This window comes from Shewanella sp. SM55 (assembly GCF_025654025.1).
Taxonomy (GTDB): Bacteria; Pseudomonadota; Gammaproteobacteria; order Enterobacterales; family Shewanellaceae; genus Shewanella; species Shewanella oncorhynchi.
The window spans coordinates 33176-52675 of the sequence record NZ_JAKKRS010000018.1; the positions used below are offsets into that span (position 1 = coordinate 33176).

The following is a 19500-nucleotide window of genomic DNA, read 5'->3' on the forward strand; positions in this document are numbered from 1 at the left end:
ATGAATGTCAAAAAAACTTGAGTTAAAACTGCTGTTGGATATGGTCGATAAGGTCACTGGCCCACTTAAAAAAATCCGCGAAGCCAGCGGCGGCGTCTCGGGGGAGCTGAAAGCCACGCGCGATAAACTCAAAGAGCTCAATAAACAGTCTCATCAGATTGATGGTTTTAAAAAACAGCAAAAGGCCATGCAAAGCACCACATCGACCCTAGTAGATGCGCAGGCAAAAGTGAAGCTGATGCAGGCACAAATGAAAGCATTAGGTGGCGAAGCCTCCAACAAGATGCGCACTGACTTTAGAAAGGCTAATGAAGCGGTGCGGGATTTAAGCCAAACCCTTGAAAAGCAGCGCACAGGGCTAGGAGAACACAGGCAAAAACTACGCGACTCAGGTATCGATACCGGCAAACTCGGCGATGCCCAAAAACAGCTTAAAGAAAAAATAGCGCAAACAACCGATGTCATGGAGCTACAACGCAAAAAGCTAGATGCGGTTTCTCGGCAACAAAAGAAACTTGATGATGCCAGCGCAAGTTATAAGAAAACCAAAGCGCTGCAGGGCGATCTTGCCGGAAAAGGCGCTGGCATGGTGGCAACGGGTGCGGCTATTGGTGCCGCCTCGGCAATTCCTATCATTGAATTTTCAAAAGCCGAAACAGCTGCAACAGACCTTAGGGTCGCGATGATGGGTACGGGCGGCGTTGTGCGCAAAGAATTTGCCGAAATCAATGCACTGGCCAATCAGCTCGGCAACAAACTCCCGGGCACCACTGCCGACTTCCAAAATATGATGACCACCCTTGTCAAGCAAGGGATGTCACCAAAAGCAATTTTAGGCGGGCTAGGCGAAGCGTCTGCATTTTTAGCAGTGCAAGTGAAAATGCCGTTTAACGAGGCGGCAGAGTTTGCGGCTAAATTGCAGGATTCCACTGGCACAGCCGAAAAGGACATGATGAGCCTGATGGACACGATCCAGCGTATGGACGGTCTTGGCGTTACAACAGACAATATGTCGCAAAGCTTTTCTAAGATGAGCTCTGCATTGCCAATTTTGAGGAAGACAGGGCTAGAGGCTGTAAAACTGCTGAGTCCGCTGACCGTCATGGCCGACCAGGCGAACATAGCTGGGGAGGTGGCGGGTAACGCCTATGCCAAAGTATTTAGGCTCTCAATGGATAAGTCAAAAGTCGGCATAGCAAACCAAATGCTAGAGGATAGGGGCATTAAGCTCGATTTTACCGACGGCAAAGGCGAGTTTGCTGGGCTAGACAACCTTTTCAAACAGTTAGAGAAAATAAAAGGGTTGAGCACCGAAGACCGCCTACCCATTCTAAGCTCAATATTCGGTAACGATGGCGATACCTTGCAAGTGCTTAACCTTATGACCGATAAAGGCATTGCAGGCTACCGCGAAACCGCCGCAAAGATGGAAGCGCAGGCATCACTGCAACTCAGGGTGAATGAGCAATTAAATACCCTGACCAACCTATGGGATGCCGCCACAGGCACTTTTACCAACGCGCTTGTTAACGTGGGCGAAGCGGTTGCACCAGAGCTGAAGCAGTTGGTTAACTGGCTGAGCGAAATGGCCGAAAAACTCGGCACATGGATAAAAGCCAACCCCGAACTCACTGGAACCCTATTTAAAGTCGCTATGGGCGTGGGGGCGCTAGCCGTTGCCGGCGGTACGCTGACGTTAATGCTCGCAGGCATCTTAGGGCCAATCGCCTTGCTCAAGTACAGTACATCTGTGCTGGGCATTAATTTGATGGGGTTATTATCCCCAACAGAAAAACAAGGTAGTGCCTTTGGCAGACTATCGAAAAGCGTGACGGGGGTGATAGGTAAAGCCACTAACTTTAAAGGCGCATGGGCAGGTATCGGTGCGCTATGGAAACAAAGCGATCCTAAAAATACCTTGCCAGCTTTTAAACAAGTTGCTGCAACACTCGACCGATGGAATGGCTCATTAAAGCGCATTGGGCCACGCTTTTTGCAGGCTAGAGCTGCAACGGTGGCATTCGCTAAAGCGCAGTGGCTAGCCGTCGTCTCGGGCTCAAAACTGGCAGCGGTCAATGCAGGGAAAGCTATCAAATCGACTGCAAGCGGCATACAGAGTTCCACTGCGGCAATGCGGGCTTATGTCCAAACTCATGGCAAAGTGGGCACTTTGTTGAATGGCTTTAAAGCCAGCGCGCGAGGAATTGGCCGCGTACTACTTACCAGTGTCACGTCACCGCTTCGCCTCGTTGGGCAAACGCTGCTATTTGTTGGCCGCGCCGCCTTACTTAACCCCATTGGCCTACTGGTCACTGCCATCGGTTTGGGTGCGTTGGCCGTTTATAAGTATTGGCAACCCATCAAAGCATTTTTTGTTGGCTTTTGGCAGGGGCTGCAAGAAGGGCTTGCGCCCGTAGCGGAAGCGCTTGGCCCTGCGTTCGTCGCATTTGGTAGCGCATTAGCCCCACTCAAACCCATTTGGGACGGCATCGCCAGCGTGCTCGGTACTGTTTGGAAATGGGTAACAGAGTTACTTACCCCGATTAACGCCACCGCCGCCGAGCTTGATAATGCCACCGGCGCAGGTAAGCGCTTTGGTTTATGGCTGGCTGACATCATTAATTTCTTCCCGCAAGTCATCGGCAATTTTATGAGCTTTGGCGCCAACATTATGGACGGTGTAATAAACGGCGTCGTGAGTAAAGTTGGCGCACTGAAAGAGGCTATATTCGGTGCCGCCAATGGCGCTATTGATAGTTTTAAAGACATGCTCGGCATTGCTTCACCCAGCAAAGTATTTGCGGTAATGGGCGACCAAACCATGCAGGGCTTAACCGTTGGCATTAGTAGAACCCAGCAGGAGCCGCTAGCAGAGGTTAATAAACTTAGTAAACAACTGGCAGGCACTGCCTTTGTGCTGGGTATTTCTGCTCTTCCTGCCGCCGCCATGCCAAATTTGCAGGCAATACCAGACCAAACCCGCACCATTCGGGATGAATACCAAGGCGCTGATTATTCGGTGCCGGATGCAATCCGTTTGGTAAAAGAGGGCGAGCTGCCTGCCAGAAAAGCGAAGAGTGACGACTTAACGCATAACGGCAGCGACTTAGCGCATAACGATAACAACTTAACGCATAGTGCAGCGCCAGATCGATTAAGCGCTGGCAGTGCCTTTGCGCAGCGCCAAGCGCCGCAACCTCAAACCGTTCACATCGATGCGGGTATCCATGCACCCATTACCATCCACACTACCACCAATATGGATGCGCAGGATGTCGCGCGCCTAGTCGCCATCGAACTAGAAAAGCGTGACCGCGCTCAGCAGGCACGCCTTCGCAGCAGCCTTAAGGACCTGAACTAACATGAGTCAAATATTATGATGATGACACTCGGTTTTTTTTTATTTAGCAGGCTAACTGTGCCATACCAATCATCGCAGCATGACATGGTATGGCGTCACCCAACCAACAGCCGCGTGGGGGCGCGGCCATCGGCGCAGTTCTTAGGGGTTGGTGATGAAACGCTAACGCTATCTGGTGTGCTAATGCCCGAAATAACGGGTGGAGAGCTAAGCCTTGAGGCGCTGCGTAAAATGGCCGACACAGGTAAAGCCTATCCACTTATCGAAGGGCGCGGCACTGTGACAGGTTTTTTCGTGATCGAGAAAATCAGCAAAGGCCGCAGCGAGTTTTTTAGTGACGGCGCAGCGAGGAAGATTGAATTTACGATTGAGCTAAAACGGGTGGATGAAAAAAACACTAGCCTCATCGCTAACGAGAACCTCATCGGCATGGGTATCAGCAAGTTGATAAGGAAATTTTTGTGAACCTACTCGCGCAGTTTAACCCGCTGGCATCGAGCGACCAGCCCACGCCAGACTATCAAATATTGGTCAATGGCAAAGACATCAGCCCCAAAATGAAAACGCGGCTTATGTCGCTGCGCCTGACTGATAATCGCGGTTTTGAGGCCGACACCGTCGAAGTGCAACTTGATGATGCAGATGGTGAGCTGGCCATGCCACCTAAAGGCGCAACCATGCAAGTGCGTATTGGTTGGAAGGGTAGCGCACTGGTTGATAAAGGCACGTATACCATTGACGAACTTGAGCACAGCGGCCCGCCAGACGCCATAACCATCCGAGGCAAATCCGCCGATATGCGTGGCACCTTGCAACAAAGCCGTGAGCAAAGTTTTCATAAACAAAGCGTGAGCAGCATTATCGATGTCATCGCAGCGCGGCATCAGCTCAAGGCTAAAATCAGCGATAACTTGAAAATGGAGTTTATCGATCACATAGACCAAGCCAACGAGTCCGATGCTAATTTTCTAAGCCGCCTTGCCGAACAGTTTGATGCCATCGCGACGGTAAAAAATGGCAACCTGTTATTTTTACAGGCGGGTTTAGCCCACAACGCCAGCGGCATCGCGCTCGACCGTGTAGACATTACCCGCCAGTCAGGCGACAGCCATCACTTTGGCGTAGCCGATCGCGATGCTTACTCAGGCGTTGTGGCCTATTGGCAAAACGATAAAGCCGCCAAGCGACAAACCGTTAAAGCTAAAAAGCCAACTGAAGCGAAACCGAGTGATGTAAAGGTGATTGTTGGCGAAAAGGAGATCATGGTTGGCAGTAACGACAACGTTAAAACCTTGCGACACACCTATGCCAACAAGCAGAACGCTGAGCGCGCAGCGCGTGCCATGTGGGACAAACTGCAACGCGGCGTGGCTACCTTCACCATCACCTTAGCCATGGGGCGACCGGAGCTATTCCCTGAGCTGCCAGTTAACGTCAGTGGTTTTAAACCGCAAATAGATAACAGTGACTGGCTACTCACCCGCGTTGAGCACAACATCACCGACACGGGTTACACCACAGGGATAGAGCTAGAAGTTAAAAACAGCGAAGTGGCCGAGGTGGCCGGTGGCGAAGATGGGGAAGATTAACCGCCAAATGTATCAAGCACAGACGCCAATAACTATGTTGGCCACAGCGGAAGGTCAAAATTTTGCAAAGACACACAATATGTTGTGTATATAACCCTATAGCCACCCTTTAGAATGGTTGTACGCAGTAACAATAAGGAGTTAACCATGACCTCGCACAAACCATATAAAACCAACACCCATAAAGAGGCTGTGTAATGGGTTGCGGTGCAGGCATGACCTGCCCACATTGCGACAGCCGCGCGCTACAGCGCCGAACTCGCGCTATCACGCCACTCACCCGTGAGAAAACCTACCGCTGTAATAACGACGAATGTGGTCACATATTCGTTAGTATTGAAGAAATCCAGCGCACCGTAGTACCGCCACGCATTCGCCGTGAAGGGATAAACCTGCAAATGAGCAGAATATCCAAACCACAACTAGAGCCAAGCCGAACAGAAGCTAGCCCAGCTCAGCGATAACCAGCAGCGCCAAAACAAAAGCCCACATCAAAGTGGGCTTTTTGTTGTCAAAAACAACACTGCGGACAATATGTGGCAAAGCTTCTTTAAAAGACCATAAAAAACATAATCTTAAAGCATCAAAAAAGGAGGTCTTAGCCTCCTTTCTCTCATAATTCATCTTTCACAACAATTAAGAATGCAGTCGGCCTTCGGGCTGTTCGAAGATTAAATCTTCCATTTGCTCATAAGCGGACTCATGGCCAGGAGCATTAAACAGCACCATTAAGATAACCCATTTGAGATCTTCTAAAATCAGGGTTGGTTCATCCAACTCCATAACTCTATCGATCACCATTTCACGGGTTTCGACATTCAGCACTTTAACTTGCTCTAAAAACAGCAAGAAACCGCGGGATTCCACATCCAGCTTGTCCATTTCGTCCTTTGTATAGATACGAAACGAATGCTGATCGTGATTACAAAGATAAGGTTTATCCCCTTCTTGTAATTCAGCTAAGCGCTCTAACCAAGTTAACGCTTTTAAAATCTCGGATTGATGAAATCCGGCACGAGTGAGTTCCTTGGTTAACTCGTCTTCATCAACTAGTAGTTCAACTTCACTGTGAACATAGTTTTCAAATAGATACATGAGGATATCAAACATGGCTAGCTCCTCTTTACTCTGACGTAACCACCGGGTACTGCTATTACCCAACCTTGCAACTCAAGTTCAAGCATTTGTTCTAACACCAGATCTATCGTTTTTCCACTATGTTCAACGACTGCATCAATTGATGTAGTTTCATAACCTACACTAGCTAACAGAGACGAAAATGGCAAATTACAAATCTCGCCCTGCTGTATATGGTGGCATAACTTCAATTCTTCAAGGTGGAAAGCGGTTAAACTTGCCAACTCTTCCACTATATCGGCAGCAGTTTCCACAAGCTTTGCTCCATCACGTAATAAATCATGACAGCCTTGATGGTAACCACCTAAGATTGAGCCCGGAACGGCAAACACCTCACGCCCTTGTTCCATCGCCAACCTAGCAGTGATTAAAGAGCCGCTTTTGCGACAGGCTTCAACCACAAGTGTCCCTAAAGATAGACCGCTAATAATGCGATTTCGTTTCGGAAAATTACCCGCAAAGGGACCAGTATCGGGCCAAAACTCGCTAAGTATACAGCCTTGCTGCTGAATATCATGATAAAGCTGTCGATGTTTTCGTGGATAAATGATCTCTATGCCCGTTCCTAGTACGGCAATAGTGCGCCCTTGATGGTCAACACAGGCTTTATGGGCCGCCCCATCAATCCCCATCGCCATGCCACTACAGATACCAAATCCCATTGAGGACATCTCAGCAGCCAGCTGATAAGCGACCTGCAATCCGCCTGGAGAAGCATTACGACTGCCAACAATCGCAAGATAAGGAAGGGCTAACGCCTCTAAGCAACCTTTAACGAACAGGACGGCGGGTGGATCTGAGAGTTGTTTTAATAATGGTGGATAAAGCGGATCAGAGAAACAAAGCAGATGATGATCGGCGGCTTGCTGTTGCCATTCGAGGGCGACATCCACTTTTTGATAATCAATAACAAGGCTATGGAGCAGATGATCAGATAAAGGTAGCGCTTGTCTCTCATGCTCTAACCTTTGTCTGAGGTCGTCCACTTCCATGTGCGTTAATAATTGTTGGATCCGAGCGGGTCCTAGCCCAGATACAGCACAAACAACTAACCAATCGACCAAATTTTCAGAGATTATAGACCTCTTAAGGCTAAAGATTCAGGGGCGATTAACTTATCGTCAACACGAACAGGCCGCTCAGTGGAGACAATCAAACCTAAGCTCGCCTTATCAAACACTTTAAACACTAACAACTTACCATGATAAACATCCGGCATCTTAACTGCACGATCCGAAGAGACTGACGCCATTAGGTTATCATAGGCAGTACGTTCAATTGCAGGAACCGGCATACCATCATTGTTGATAACAATAACCTCCCCATCACGGTAAATAGAAAATACCACCCCAGGCTCGACGCCATCCTGAGTGCCTTTATCTAAGTACACGACATTCAACTTACCCGCTTCACGCAAATTTGATTCTGTTGCTAACACTAAAGCTGGTATCTTTAATTCCGCAGGTTTAGGAGTAAAGTAAGCTGACATCAAGGAATCACTTTCCATCGGCAATACTCTGAAGCCCGCTTTGGTTTCGCGAAAGCTCGTTAGCAACTTAATTTTTGAAACCTTACCAGACTCAATCACTTGCCCAGTAGACGACAAAATGGCTTCTTGTCCTAACGCTTCGCCTGACTCTTTATTGAAAAACTCGCGACCGCGTTCGTAAATACCATATTTTTGGTTTATTGGCAGTTCAGCATCAATATAAATCACATCACCCACAATATGGTGACGCGATGGACTTTCACCTGCCAGCACCATAGGTTGCTCAGTAAGCCAGTGAGTCTCGACGACCCGATTCTGCACTAAATATTGTTCAATCAAGGCTAAATCAACGGCTGGAATAGCATTACTCTTAGCAATGACACGTCCCTCGGGACTCTTTCTTACATGGGGTTTAGCACTATCAACAGTAGCACCATTACGCACAAGGCGGGGCTGACCATCAATAAATACCAGAGTGAGTTGATCGCCAGGGTAAATAAGGTGGGGATTAGCAATTTGTGGGTTTACATCCCAAAGACTTGGCCATTTCCATGGGTCATTCAGAAACGCGGCGGAGATATCCCAAAGAGTATCGCCCTTTTTCACTACATATGACTCAGGATGCCCCGCCTTAAGCGTCAGGGTATCTGCGGCAACAAACGTGCAATTGAATGTCATTAACGCGAGTAAAATTAACCGTTTCATGGGTATTTCCATGTTGTTTAACTCTTAGTTTGAGCTTTTACTGTTATTGGTAGGCACTAAAGATTAAAATTAACTCATTAGCATCAGTCAGTATAACTAACTGGCAGAGATTTGACAGACTTGTTAAGAGTTTATGTATGACACTATTAAAAGTATTACAATTCCCTGACGAAAGATTACGAACACAAGCCACACCCATCACAGAGTTTAATGCCGAGCTGCAGACTCAAATTGATGATATGTTCGAAACCATGTACCAAGAAAAAGGTATCGGTCTGGCCGCGACCCAAGTTGATTACCATAAACAACTTATTGTCATGGACTTACAGGATGAAGTCGAACGACCTAAAGTGTTTATCAATCCCGAAATTATCACCAGCAGCGGTGACTTCTGTAATGAAGAAGGTTGCCTGTCGGTTCCGGGGATTTACGCCAAAGTCGATCGCGCCGAATTTGTCACGGTAAAAGCCTTAGACAGGCACGGTAACGAATTTATAGTTGAGGCCGATGAGCTATTTGCCATTTGTATTCAACACGAAATGGATCACCTCAAAGGCAAATTGTTTGTCGATTATTTGTCGCCGCTAAAACGTCAGCGGATCAAACAAAAACTTGAAAAAGCGGCCCGATTGGACGCCAAAGAAGCATAGGATCAGATTTGAAACCACTCAACATCATCTTTGCCGGAACACCGGATTTTGCCGCTCGCCACTTACAAGCACTTTTAAACTCACACCACAATGTGATTGGCGTTTACACTCAGCCCGATAGACCCGCTGGCCGCGGCAAGAAACTGACCGCCAGCCCAGTAAAAGAACTCGCTATCGCCAATAGTATTCCAGTGTTTCAACCCGGCTCATTACGTAAAGAACCCGCGCAACAAGAACTTGCCGCACTCAACGCCGATATCATGGTGGTCGTCGCTTACGGTCTGATCTTGCCAAAAGTCGTATTAGATACACCGCGTTTAGGTTGTATTAACGTTCATGGTTCTATTTTGCCACGCTGGCGCGGTGCAGCACCGATCCAACGCGCACTTTGGGCCGGCGACAAAGAAACTGGCGTAACCGTTATGCAGATGGATGTGGGTTTAGATACTGGTGACATGCTGCTTAAAACCTATCTGCCGATCGAAGATAACGACACGTCAGCCAGCCTTTACGAGAAACTGGCAGAACAAGGTCCCGTTGCCCTATTGCAAGCACTCGAAGGTTTGGAAAATGGCACCTTAGCCGCTGAAAAACAAGATGAAGCCTTAGCAAACTACGCAGAAAAACTCAGCAAAGAAGAAGCCAGACTCGACTGGAATAAATCCGCTAAACAGTTATGGCAAGAAGTCCGCGCCTTTAATCCTTGGCCTGTGAGTTACTTTGAGCACCAAGGTAACACTATTAAAGTGTGGCAAACTCAAGTCAGCGAAACCACCAGCACAGCCGCTCCAGGCACTATTATCAGCGCCAGCAAAAAAGGCATAGACGTCGCCACCGCTGATGGTGTGTTAACCCTGCTGAGTATGCAGCTTCCGGGGAAAAAGCCACTCAATGTTGCCGATATTCTCAATGCTCGAGGTGAATGGTTTAGCCCGAATACTCGCCTCGCAAACGAGGCACAATAATCATGAACTTGCGCGCGCTAGCTGCGAAAGCCATCTTCGAAGTATTAGAAAAAGGCGTGTCACTGTCAGTGGCATTGCCTGATCAACAAAAACATCTTGCCAGTGGCAAAGATAAAGCCCTACTTGCCGAGATCTGCTACGGCGTGATGCGCACTCTGCCGCAAATAGAAAAACGCATCAGTGAATGCCTAGCGAAACCACTCAAAGGTAAGCAAAGGATTATCCACCAGCTACTGATCGTAGGTTGCTATCAACTGTACTTCACTCGTATTCCAAGCCACGCCGCAATTTCAGAAACCGCCGAAGCCTGTCGCCAATTAAAATTTGAAGGCATGGTCAAAGTGGTTAATGGTGTACTGCGCAATATTCAGCGCCAGCTATCGCCACTAAGTACTGGATCAGATACCTTAAGCTATAACACACCCGCTTGGTTAATTAAGCGCTTAAAAGAAGCCTATCCCGAGCAATGGCAAGACATCATTCAACAAAGCCATGAACGCCCGCCCATGTGGCTGCGTAACAATCGCTTATCCCAGAGCCGTGCCGAATACCTCGCAGCCCTAGCCGAAATCGACATTGAAGCGAGCGAAGGCAGCAGTGCCGATGCCATTCTCCTAGCGCATCCAAAGGATGTCGCCACACTGCCACACTTTCATGAAGGTGCAGCATCAGTGCAAGATGGCGCGGCACAATGGGCGGCGACCTTACTAGCCCCGCAAGCGAATGAATTAATACTCGATGCCTGCGCGGCACCCGGTGGCAAAAGTTGTCACTTACTCGAACTTGAGCCGAGTATCAAATTAGTGGCTGTTGATTTTGATGCCAAACGCCTTGAGCGTGTGCAACAGAACCTTGACCGCTTATCATTAAAAGCGGAGCTTATCCATGGTGATGCGGCCAACATAGACTCATGGTGGCAAGGCGGACAATTTGATCGTATCTTACTGGACGCGCCTTGCTCAGCCACGGGAGTTATCCGCCGCCATCCCGATATTAAATGGTTGCGAAAAAACCATGACATCGAAGAGTTGGCTGAACTACAACAGCAAATTCTCGATCATTGCTGGAAGTGGCTAAAACCCGGTGGCACGCTTCTTTATGCCACTTGTTCGATTTTACCGCAGGAAAACCGCGACCAGATCAGTGCGTTTTTAGATAGAACGGTAGATGCTAAGCTAGACACACTTGCCCAGCAAAATTCGCCACAGGATATAGGTTGGCAAATCACGCCAGGACAAGACAATATGGATGGGTTTTATTATGCCCGTTTATTGAAAGCGACTGATTAGGAAGTAAGCAAGGCCATGAAAATTATCATATTAGGTGCGGGTCAAGTTGGGGGAACCTTGGCCGAAAATTTGGTGGGTGAGAACAATGACATCACCATTGTCGATTATGACAAATCCAGATTACGCGCCCTGCAAGATAAATATGACCTTCGCGTCGTAGCGGGCCATGCCGCTCACCCTGATGTGCTCAGAGAAGCAGGCGCAGAAGATGCCGACATGCTTATCGCCGTAACCAATAGTGATGAATGCAATATGGCTGCCTGCCAGATTGCCTATACCCTTTTTGGTACGCCGACTAAAATTGCCCGTATCCGCTCAGAACCGTATTTGGCGATGCGCGATAAACTCTTTATCGACAGTGAAACCAAAAATAGCGATGGTCGCCCCCGCGGCGGCTTCGTGATCGATGAATTAATCGCCCCTGAACAGTTAGTGACCGCTTACATCCAGCGACTCGTAGAATATCCAGGCGCATTGCAAGTACTTGAATTTGCTGAAGGCCGGTTGAGCCTAGTGGCTGTTCGAGCCTATTACGGCGGCCCTCTGGTGGGGAATGCATTAGCGGCACTTCGCGAACACATGCCCAATATTGATACCCGGGTCGCGGCGATCTTCCGCCAAGGCCGCGCTATTATGCCTCGCGGAACGACCATTATCGAAGCCGATGATGAAGTCTTCTTCGTTGCAGACAGTCGCCATATTCGCGCTGTCATGAGCGAAATGCAAAAGCTCGATAACTCCTACCGCAACATTATGATCGCCGGTGGCGGTAACATAGGCCTAGGCTTAGCAAAACGCCTTGAGCGCACCCACTCGGTCAAACTGATTGAGCATAAATTAGAACGTGCAGAAGCCTTATCGGAGCAGCTGGAAAATACCACAGTGTTCTGCGGTGATGCCTCAGATCAAGAATTACTGCTCGAAGAACACATAGACCAAACCGACGTATTTATTGCGGTCACCAATGACGACGAAGCCAATATTATGTCCGCCCTGCTAGCAAAACGTATGGGCGCGAAAAAGGTCATGGTGCTTATTCAACGCGAAGCCTATGTGGATATAGTGCAAGAAGCCAACATCGATATTGCTATCTCACCACAACAAGCGACGATTTCGGCACTATTAACTCATATTCGTCAGGGTGATATCTGTAACGTTTACTCTCTACGTCGTGGGGCGGCCGAGGCAATTGAAGCCATTGCCCACGGAGATGCCAGTACTTCTAAAGTCGTTGGCAAAGCCATTGGTGATATTAAGTTGCCACCGGGGACAACGATTGGTGCCATTGTCCGCAATGATGAAGTGCTGATGGCCCACGACAAAACCGTGATAGAGCAAGGGGATCACGTGATCTTGTTCTTAGTGAATAAAAAGTTTGTCGGCGAAGTCGAGAAGCTTTTCCAACCAAGTGCTTTCTTCTTCTAAGAACCTTAGTAAGCCAACTTATGCTGAACTTTAGACCGCTATTGTTTATTTTAGGGCTGTTTTTGTCCATGCTGACAGCTTTCATGCTGATCCCACTGCTCCTCGCCGCATACAAAGGTGAGGAAACTGTGGGCTCTTTTATGGTGTCGGCATTAGTCACAGGCATTAGCTCAAGCCTGTGTTTACACAATGGCCAAAGCAAAAGCATTAACCTCAATATCCGCGATATGTTCCTGCTAACCAGCCTAACGTGGTTGATCGTAAGCCTATTCGCGGCCATGCCATTTACCCTTTATCACGGTATTGGTTATACCGACGCCTTCTTTGAAACCATGTCCGGCATCACGACCACAGGTTCTACTGTACTCTCAGGGTTGGATACTATGGATCACAGTATCTTAATCTGGCGCTCTTTATTGCAATGGCTAGGTGGGATTGGTTTTATCGTAATGGCGGTGGCGATTCTACCCTTCTTAAACGTCGGCGGGATGCGGCTATTCCGCACTGAATCATCCGATTGGAGCGATAAAGCAGTACCTCGCACCCAAAGTATGGCTAAGCATTTATTTTTTATATATATTTTACTAACGAGTATCTGCTGTGTTGCCTATCATCTGGCGGGAATGACTTGGTTTCAGGCCATCAATCATGCAATGACCACCCTCTCGACTGGTGGCTACTCGACCTCAGATAGCTCAATGGCGGCGTTCTCCAACTCTGCACACTGGGTTGGGATTTTCTTTATGGCAGCAGGTGGTTTGCCACTTCTCATGTTTGTACAAACCATACAGCAAAGGGATCTACGGATTTGGAACGATGCTCAGGTCAAAGGCTTCTTATTTTTCCTCACCTTTGTATCTTGTTCTATTGGCTTCTGGCTGTGGCAAACCCGCGACATTGAGCTTCTAGATGCACTGCGTTTATCCAGCTTTAACGTGGTATCGGTAGTCACCACTACAGGTTATGGCTTAACGGACTACGGTGCTTGGGGCGCCTTTGCCAATATCGCCTTCCTGTTTTTAATGTTTGTCGGTAGTTGCTCTGGCTCCACTTCGGGCGGGATTAAGATCTTCCGTTTTCAAATTGCTGGGGCCATTATGCGCGAGCAATTGAAACAGCAATGTCATCCAAACGGTATCTTTAGGGAACGTTACAACAACCGCATCATCAGTGATGATATCGTGCGCTCTCTGATCACTTTCGTACTGCTGTTTGTGATGGTGATTGTAGGCTTGTCAGTGATTTTAGTGCTCACGGGTCTCGATCCTATGACCAGTTTCACGGGCGCGATTACGGCAGTCACTAACGTTGGCCCTGGTTTAGGCCCGATTATTGGCCCTGTAGGTAACTTCTCAACGCTACCCGATGTCGCTAAATGGGCGTTGTCACTCGGCATGCTCCTCGGTCGTTTAGAAATCTTAACCGTGGCGGTGTTGTTCCACCCGAGTTTCTGGAAGTACTAATTCAGTAGAGATTGAATACTAAAAAGGCGCTTAACTTGTTAAGCGCCTTTTTTATTAAGCAGTTGCAGTAACGTCAGCTAATTCCAACAGATGATCAGCATAGACTTTCACATCTGCCCAGTCGGTATAATCGATAACTGACTTAGGATCAGTTGGGCCTTTAGTCATCTTCATAATCAACTGAATCGCCAATCTGTCATACCAAGGCCATGAAGGATAATCCACTTTGCCCGCAATAATTTTAAGATCAGCAGGCGTCCATGGAGATAACGCAATGAACTTTTGCAGATATTTATTATTTGCAGGGATACGTTTTTCAGGATTTCTCGCCACAACATTGACGCAGAAAAAACTGTTTGGCAATGCGCCCAGAGCCTGTGCATGCTGCTCAATAAATTGAAATACGCTCTTATCATAGGTGCCATAAAGCACGCAGGCACCTAAGGCAACGACATCATAATCAGGCCAATTAATACAAGTCGCAGCAGCACTGTTGATATCGATGAGGTCAACCTTAGCGTCACGAAATCTTAATTGCTCGGCAATTGCACTGGCAATCTTGGCCGTATGGCCACCACGGGTAAAATAAAGTACGAGGACGCGTGTCATAGGCAATTTCCGATCCACTGAGTAATACCACCATTGTGGCAAGGTTACGTTAAATAAACCTCTGATAGGATCACAAATCAGTCGTATCTCATATTCTGAGATGCAAAAATTGAGATCTGCATTGCCGAGCAGTATGATTGCGTAAACACATGTGTTCAATTAGAATTATCTAATCAAAAGCGATAAAGTGAGTGACCTTATGCAAAATGATATAGATGTAGATGCAATGGTAACTAATGCGGAAAGTGCGGCTAAATGGCTCAAGGCCATAGCGAACCCTTATCGCCTAATGATTTTATGTCTATTACTAGACAAAGAGTTGAGCGTAACCGAGCTCAACGCCACAGTGCCATTAAGCCAGTCGGCCCTATCCCAGCATTTAGCCGTATTACGCGCAGAAGATCTCGTGGATACCCGTAAGAGCTCGCAGATTGTTTACTATAAACTCAAGAACGAGCAAGTCACCCAAGTGATTTCAATTCTGCATAGCCGCTACTGCGCGGCCTAACACTGCAAAATTAGCCTAAATTTAAGCCCTAACCTCTTGCAAGTGATTAGGGCTTAATGGTTTTTAATGTTGGCTAAAACGGTGACCGAAGGCATCGACTTTTACCCAATCGGTAAACTCAAAAGTGCCAGTGATATCCGTTGGCCCTTTAGTCAACCACATGATAAAACGTATCATGGTCCGGTCGAAGAAACCGTATTTAGGGTAATCAATCTTGCCCGCAAACACTTCTAACAGCTGGGGTTGCCACAGTGAAAGCTTGAGAAACTTTTGCATATAAGGATTGGTTTCAGGCGTATTTTTTAAGGGTTTGCGCGCCACTACGTTAACGGTAAAAAAACCATTAATCTTAGTATCTAGCACAGCATGGTGGCGATTCACATACTGATAAAGCTCTGGTCTATGCTTACCATAGCGAATACTGGCACCAATCAGCACTTTATCAAAATCCACTAAGCTCAACGCTTCCGCCTGCTCTAATGTGGCGAGCGAAACCTGCTCTCCCGCCTGTTCAGAAATCGACTTCATTTTTTGGCAAATTGCCAATGTTTGGCCATCTATCGTCGAATAGATTATTAACGTCTGCATGATTAATTCTTCCAAAAAGTTGGCGTAAACAAAATCAGTAAGGTAAATACTTCGAGGCGACCAAACAGCATAGCCACGACCAATACCCACTTGGCTCCATCACCAATACTGGCATAATTGCTCGCTACCTCACCTAAACCTGGGCCTAAGTTGTTTAAGCATGCCGCCGTAGCACTAAAAGCCGTAATATCATCTAATCCCATCGCCATGAGTGCAAGCATACAAATCACAAACACCAGCGCATAGGCAGAAAAGAATCCCCAAACAGCATCAACCACACGGTCGGGTAAGGCTTTAGAGCCAATCCTAATCGAAAACATTGCCTTAGGGTGAACAAGTCGTTTCAATTCACGTGAACCCTGTAGCAGCAGTAAAATTACTCGAATGACCTTAATCCCACCCGCAGTTGAGCCACCACAACCACCGATAAAACTCGAAAACATTAATAGTATGGGTAAAAATAATGGCCACAGATGGAAGCTATCAGTGCCAAATCCAGCCGTAGTGGCAACTGAGACAGCCTGAAATAAAGCATGATCTAAGGTTTCTTCTGGCGAATCATAAATACCAGAACGATAAAGCGTGAAGAAACAAATCGCTGTGAGAATAAGTTGAATCGCCACCAGCATCTTAAATTCAGCATCTTTAAAATAGACTCTAACGTTAATCCCACGTCGTGAGAATGCCGCAAAATGCACGCTAAAGTTAACCGCAGAAACAATTAAAAAGAACACACAAATAAGATTAATAGTAGGACTATCGAAATAGCCCATACTGGCATCGTGGGTCGAAAAACCTCCGATGGCTATGGTCGAAAATGAATGACAAATGGCGTCAAAAATACTCATGCCCGCCCACCAATAAGCCGTCGCGCAGGAAATCGTTAGCAGTAAATAGATATACCACAGTGCTTTAGCGGTTTCGGCTATCCGCGGGGTCATCTTACTGTCTTTCACTGGCCCCGGAATTTCTGCGCGATAAAGCTGCATTCCTCCCACTCCGAGCACAGGTAAAATAGCCACAGCGAGCACAATAATCCCCATGCCGCCAAGCCATTGCAGCATATGGCGGTAAAACAAAATGGCCTTAGGTAAAAAATCGAGCCCGACAATGACAGTGGCTCCGGTGGTGGTTAACGCAGAAAAAGATTCAAAGAAGCTGTCTGTCCAGCTTAAGTCTGGCTGACTCGAAAAGATAAACGGCAAGGCACCAATAGAACCCAGTACAGTCCAGAACAGCACGACAATCAGGAAGCCCTCTCGCGTACGCAATTCTTCTTTGCAGTGGCGGTTCGGATACCAGAGCCAAAAACCAATAAATAGGCTAACAAAAAATGCCTGCATAAACGCCGTGCCGCCGCCATCGTTATACCAAACAGCGATCAGTGCTGGTGGCAGCATAGTGATTGAAAATAAACCAATCAGCAGGCCTATGATTCTAATTATGGTTTTATATTGCATTACGCGAGTTCAATTATTCCATTGGCTGTAAAGGTATTTTCAGCATTTGGGCTATTTTGGCATAATTTACGCAGGCATCACAGATCAAACTCGGGCCTCAAACTTCCTTGACTCAGTGTCGCCAGCGACTCACAAAGCCATACCTGTTGCTCTCGCCCTATCTCAAACACAATATCGACCGCTGCGGCAAATTGCTTATCGATGATCACGGCATCCACTTGCTGTAATAGATGCTCGACATCGCGCAGCTGCGCATAATCACAATGCAACTTGGCGGGATACCGTAACTGTTTGAGTCGCGTCGGTAATTGAATCAAGCCTTGCCTTAAGCCCGACGTATAAGCCCGAACGAGTCCACCTACGCCTAACTTAGTACCGCCATAGTAACGCACGACAACGGCGCCAACTTCGCCAATATGTGCCCCTTGCAACACAGCTAACATAGGGCGACCTGCACTGCCAGCAGGCTCACCGTCATCACTCGAACCAATCAAGACGCTATCATCCGGTGCGCCAGCAACAAAAGCTGAGCAATAGTGGCTTGCGCCGGGATAGTCACGCTTGATGTCAGTAAGTACTAACTTTAATTTATCGACACTATCGCAATGAAAGAGAAAAGAGATAAAGCGACTATGCTTTATCTCTTCTTCAATGACGATTTCATCACAGGGAACGTTATAACTTTCGAGCACGAATTCGCCCTAATCTATTTTCAAACATCAATCGGCTAAGCCGAGCTCACGGGTCATATTCTCGTTTCTATCTTGATGCACTATGACGTTATCTTCGATACGAATACCGCCAAAAGGCCTTAACTCATCAATCGTTTGCCAGTTAATCTGTTGGCCACGACTATCTTGTTTAAGCTCATTGAGCAAAGTATCTATGATGTATAATCCAGGTTCCATGGTCAGCACTTGGTTTGGCGCTAAAATGCGGGTGCAACGTAGGAATGGATGGGCCTCGGGTGCCGCGATATGGGTACCGCGCTCATCGTGGGAGAAGCCACCCACATCATGTACTTGTAAACCTAACATGTGGCCTAAACCATGGGGGAAGAAAGCACTGGTAATGCCTTGATCAACCAAACCTTGGGCATCACCCGTGGCTAAATCAAAATCCAATAGCATTTGCGCGACTTTAGCGTGAGTCGCTAAGTGTAAATCAGGATAACGAACGCCAGGGCGCATCATGTCGATAAGCTCCAGCTGCGCCTTATTCATCGCAGCGATCAACTCATCGAAACGATTCTTCTCAAATGCATAGGTTCTAGTGATATCAGACGCATAGCCAAAGTAACTCGCGCCCGCATCAATAAGAAAAGACAAACGTTTCGCAGGGCTTTGATGCTCAAGCGCGGTGTAATGCAAAATCGCCGCATTTTGATTAAGAGCGATAATATTGCCGTAGGGCACTTCATTTTCGCTCTGGCCCACGGCAGATAAATAATGCTGTTGGATCTCGAACTCACTCGCACCGTTATAAAACGCATTTTTAGCAGCCAAATGTCCCTGCACCGCAATTTGGTTGGCGCGGCGCATACATTCCAGCTCATATTCAGTTTTAGTGGTTCTGTGGTAATGCAAATAGCTCATCACAGCATCAGGATTGCGACTGGTAAAACCCAGCACTTCGGCTACATCTAAATGCTCGCCCAAATAAGCCCAATTAACAGTGTCTTTGGGCAACAGTTCAGCGACCTTATCGGCCTTAGTTAACAGCTTAATATCAAAATGCTCGGTCCAGAACATATCCGGCACATCGGATACTTTGTGCCAAAAATCCACAGGACGATAAAAAATCAGCTGCGGCTTATCGCGACCATTGACGACTAACCAGCAATTCGGATTATCCAACACTGGCAACCATGCCTTGAAGTGCGGGTTTGCTTTAAAGGGATAATTGATATCATCCAAAAACATCCGATGCGGCTGACCCGAATGGATCACTAAACCAGACAAGGCTTCTCGAGACAAAATCTCTGCGACTCGGCGGTTTAACTCGGCAATATGGGCACGATAGTGATGAGCCAACTGATCCATTTGTCATCTCCTGCAATGAATAAAAGTTAATATTATGAGCCAAATTTGCCCACATAATCTTAATCTGATCATGAACAACAGATTCAACAGTCACTCAATCTAAAATACATGGCTGCTGAATAAAGAACATTAAAGCGATAACATCATGATTATTTTTAATAATTCTATTCAACCCTAGCATGGCTACAGCGTTTAAACGTCTAAGGAAAACAGCCACAAA

General features: G+C 47.3%; 18 protein-coding genes. 10 read left to right on the forward strand and 8 right to left on the reverse strand.

Translation table 11 applies throughout. From position 1 onward, the window contains the following. Positions 1–4 precede the first annotated feature (4 nt). The 4 genes from L5L91_RS19320 (at position 5) to L5L91_RS19335 (ending at position 5414) form a co-directional block, all read left to right on the forward strand. Entirely contained in the window at positions 5–3361 is a 3357-nt protein-coding gene (locus L5L91_RS19320; protein ID WP_263203867.1) for a phage tail tape measure protein, read from the forward strand. A 21-nt stretch (positions 3362–3382) separates the two neighbouring features. Continuing rightward, on the forward strand, positions 3383–3826 hold the full coding sequence (locus L5L91_RS19325) for a phage tail protein (RefSeq protein WP_263237476.1): 444 nt from the start codon (positions 3383–3385) through the stop codon (positions 3824–3826). Continuing rightward, positions 3823–4950: a phage late control D family protein gene (locus L5L91_RS19330; RefSeq protein WP_263203863.1), complete on the forward strand. Its 1128-nt coding sequence runs from the start codon at positions 3823–3825 to the stop codon at positions 4948–4950. The genes L5L91_RS19325 and L5L91_RS19330 overlap by 4 nt, the downstream gene beginning before the upstream one ends. Before the next feature lie 197 nt (positions 4951–5147). Further along, positions 5148–5414: an ogr/Delta-like zinc finger family protein gene (locus L5L91_RS19335; protein WP_263203861.1), complete on the forward strand. Its 267-nt coding sequence runs from the start codon at positions 5148–5150 to the stop codon at positions 5412–5414. Positions 5415–5586: 172 nt separating this feature from the next. Here the strand turns inward: L5L91_RS19335 and L5L91_RS19340 are convergent, their stop codons facing one another. From L5L91_RS19340 to L5L91_RS19350, 3 genes are all read right to left on the reverse strand, one after another. Then, positions 5587–6060: a DUF494 family protein gene (locus L5L91_RS19340; RefSeq protein WP_006083793.1), complete on the reverse strand. Its 474-nt coding sequence runs from the start codon at positions 6058–6060 to the stop codon at positions 5587–5589. Positions 6061–6062: 2 nt separating this feature from the next. Further along, positions 6063–7079 (reverse strand): DNA-processing protein DprA, encoded by a 1017-nt coding sequence (dprA, locus tag L5L91_RS19345; protein ID WP_212601774.1) that lies wholly within the window; start codon positions 7077–7079, stop codon positions 6063–6065. An 83-nt stretch (positions 7080–7162) separates the two neighbouring features. Further along, on the reverse strand, positions 7163–8293 hold the full coding sequence (locus tag L5L91_RS19350; protein ID WP_131524499.1) for a LysM peptidoglycan-binding domain-containing protein: 1131 nt from the start codon (positions 8291–8293) through the stop codon (positions 7163–7165). Between the two features lie 125 nt (positions 8294–8418). Here L5L91_RS19350 and def point away from each other — a divergent pair, with 125 nt between their 5' ends. Genes def through L5L91_RS19375 form a run of 5 tightly spaced genes read left to right on the forward strand, consistent with a single transcriptional unit; the run spans position 8419 to position 14073 of the window. After that, positions 8419–8931, forward strand: a complete 513-nt coding sequence (def, locus tag L5L91_RS19355) for a peptide deformylase (protein WP_217363072.1) — start codon at positions 8419–8421, stop codon at positions 8929–8931. 8 nt (positions 8932–8939) lie between these two features. Next, positions 8940–9896: a methionyl-tRNA formyltransferase gene (fmt, locus tag L5L91_RS19360; RefSeq protein WP_263183821.1), complete on the forward strand. Its 957-nt coding sequence runs from the start codon at positions 8940–8942 to the stop codon at positions 9894–9896. A 2-nt stretch (positions 9897–9898) separates the two neighbouring features. After that, positions 9899–11185, forward strand: a complete 1287-nt coding sequence (gene rsmB, locus L5L91_RS19365) for a 16S rRNA (cytosine(967)-C(5))-methyltransferase RsmB (protein ID WP_263183819.1) — start codon at positions 9899–9901, stop codon at positions 11183–11185. Between the two features lie 15 nt (positions 11186–11200). Beyond that, positions 11201–12610 carry a Trk system potassium transporter TrkA gene (trkA, locus tag L5L91_RS19370; RefSeq protein WP_105250826.1) on the forward strand — a complete coding sequence of 470 codons (1410 nt, stop codon included), beginning with the start codon at positions 11201–11203 and terminating at the stop codon, positions 12608–12610. Positions 12611–12630: 20 nt separating this feature from the next. After that, the gene (locus L5L91_RS19375) at positions 12631–14073 is read left to right on the forward strand and encodes a TrkH family potassium uptake protein (protein ID WP_263237450.1); all 1443 of its coding nucleotides are present in this window, start codon (positions 12631–12633) and stop codon (positions 14071–14073) included. Positions 14074–14127: 54 nt separating this feature from the next. Here L5L91_RS19375 and hemG (L5L91_RS19380) read toward each other — a convergent pair whose 3' ends face one another. Then, on the reverse strand, positions 14128–14682 hold the full coding sequence (hemG, locus tag L5L91_RS19380; protein WP_105250824.1) for a menaquinone-dependent protoporphyrinogen IX dehydrogenase: 555 nt from the start codon (positions 14680–14682) through the stop codon (positions 14128–14130). Positions 14683–14881: 199 nt separating this feature from the next. Here hemG (L5L91_RS19380) and L5L91_RS19385 point away from each other — a divergent pair, with 199 nt between their 5' ends. Beyond that, on the forward strand, positions 14882–15190 hold the full coding sequence (locus L5L91_RS19385) for an ArsR/SmtB family transcription factor (RefSeq protein ID WP_105250823.1): 309 nt from the start codon (positions 14882–14884) through the stop codon (positions 15188–15190). A gap of 63 nt (positions 15191–15253) precedes the next feature. On the opposite strand, the gene hemG (L5L91_RS19390) is transcribed toward L5L91_RS19385, so the two are convergent. The 4 genes from hemG (L5L91_RS19390) to pepQ all read right to left on the reverse strand — a co-directional run bounded on the left by hemG (L5L91_RS19390) (position 15254) and on the right by pepQ (position 19280). Continuing rightward, a complete protein-coding gene (gene hemG / locus L5L91_RS19390) occupies positions 15254–15778 on the reverse strand; it encodes a menaquinone-dependent protoporphyrinogen IX dehydrogenase (protein ID WP_263164802.1) in 525 nt (174 codons plus the stop codon). Positions 15779–15780: 2 nt separating this feature from the next. Then, positions 15781–17238, reverse strand: coding sequence for a TrkH family potassium uptake protein (locus tag L5L91_RS19395; RefSeq protein WP_105250821.1), 1458 nt, complete (start codon positions 17236–17238; stop codon positions 15781–15783). Positions 17239–17315: 77 nt separating this feature from the next. Beyond that, a complete protein-coding gene (locus L5L91_RS19400) occupies positions 17316–17930 on the reverse strand; it encodes a YigZ family protein (protein ID WP_263164804.1) in 615 nt (204 codons plus the stop codon). A 27-nt stretch (positions 17931–17957) separates the two neighbouring features. Continuing rightward, entirely contained in the window at positions 17958–19280 is a 1323-nt protein-coding gene (pepQ, locus tag L5L91_RS19405) for a Xaa-Pro dipeptidase (RefSeq protein WP_131524504.1), read from the reverse strand. Positions 19281–19500 lie beyond the last annotated feature (220 nt).

What these genes read in the sequence shown, in the direction of transcription:
- L5L91_RS19320 (WP_263203867.1), top strand. Translation starts at nt 5, where the DNA reads ATGTCAAAAAAACTTGAGTTAAAACTGCTGTTGGATATGGTCGATAAG.
- L5L91_RS19325 (WP_263237476.1), top strand. Translation starts at nt 3,383, where the DNA reads ATGACACTCGGTTTTTTTTTATTTAGCAGGCTAACTGTGCCATACCAA.
- L5L91_RS19335 (WP_263203861.1), top strand. Translation starts at nt 5,148, where the DNA reads ATGGGTTGCGGTGCAGGCATGACCTGCCCACATTGCGACAGCCGCGCG.
- L5L91_RS19340 (WP_006083793.1), bottom strand. Translation starts at nt 6,060, where the DNA reads ATGTTTGATATCCTCATGTATCTATTTGAAAACTATGTTCACAGTGAA.
- dprA (WP_212601774.1), bottom strand. Translation starts at nt 7,079, where the DNA reads ATGGAAGTGGACGACCTCAGACAAAGGTTAGAGCATGAGAGACAAGCG.
- L5L91_RS19350 (WP_131524499.1), bottom strand. Translation starts at nt 8,293, where the DNA reads ATGGAAATACCCATGAAACGGTTAATTTTACTCGCGTTAATGACATTC.
- def (WP_217363072.1), top strand. Translation starts at nt 8,419, where the DNA reads ATGACACTATTAAAAGTATTACAATTCCCTGACGAAAGATTACGAACA.
- rsmB (WP_263183819.1), top strand. Translation starts at nt 9,899, where the DNA reads ATGAACTTGCGCGCGCTAGCTGCGAAAGCCATCTTCGAAGTATTAGAA.
- trkA (WP_105250826.1), top strand. Translation starts at nt 11,201, where the DNA reads ATGAAAATTATCATATTAGGTGCGGGTCAAGTTGGGGGAACCTTGGCC.
- L5L91_RS19375 (WP_263237450.1), top strand. Translation starts at nt 12,631, where the DNA reads ATGCTGAACTTTAGACCGCTATTGTTTATTTTAGGGCTGTTTTTGTCC.
- hemG (WP_105250824.1), bottom strand. Translation starts at nt 14,682, where the DNA reads ATGACACGCGTCCTCGTACTTTATTTTACCCGTGGTGGCCATACGGCC.
- L5L91_RS19385 (WP_105250823.1), top strand. Translation starts at nt 14,882, where the DNA reads ATGCAAAATGATATAGATGTAGATGCAATGGTAACTAATGCGGAAAGT.
- hemG (WP_263164802.1), bottom strand. Translation starts at nt 15,778, where the DNA reads ATGCAGACGTTAATAATCTATTCGACGATAGATGGCCAAACATTGGCA.
- L5L91_RS19395 (WP_105250821.1), bottom strand. Translation starts at nt 17,238, where the DNA reads ATGCAATATAAAACCATAATTAGAATCATAGGCCTGCTGATTGGTTTA.
- pepQ (WP_131524504.1), bottom strand. Translation starts at nt 19,280, where the DNA reads ATGGATCAGTTGGCTCATCACTATCGTGCCCATATTGCCGAGTTAAAC.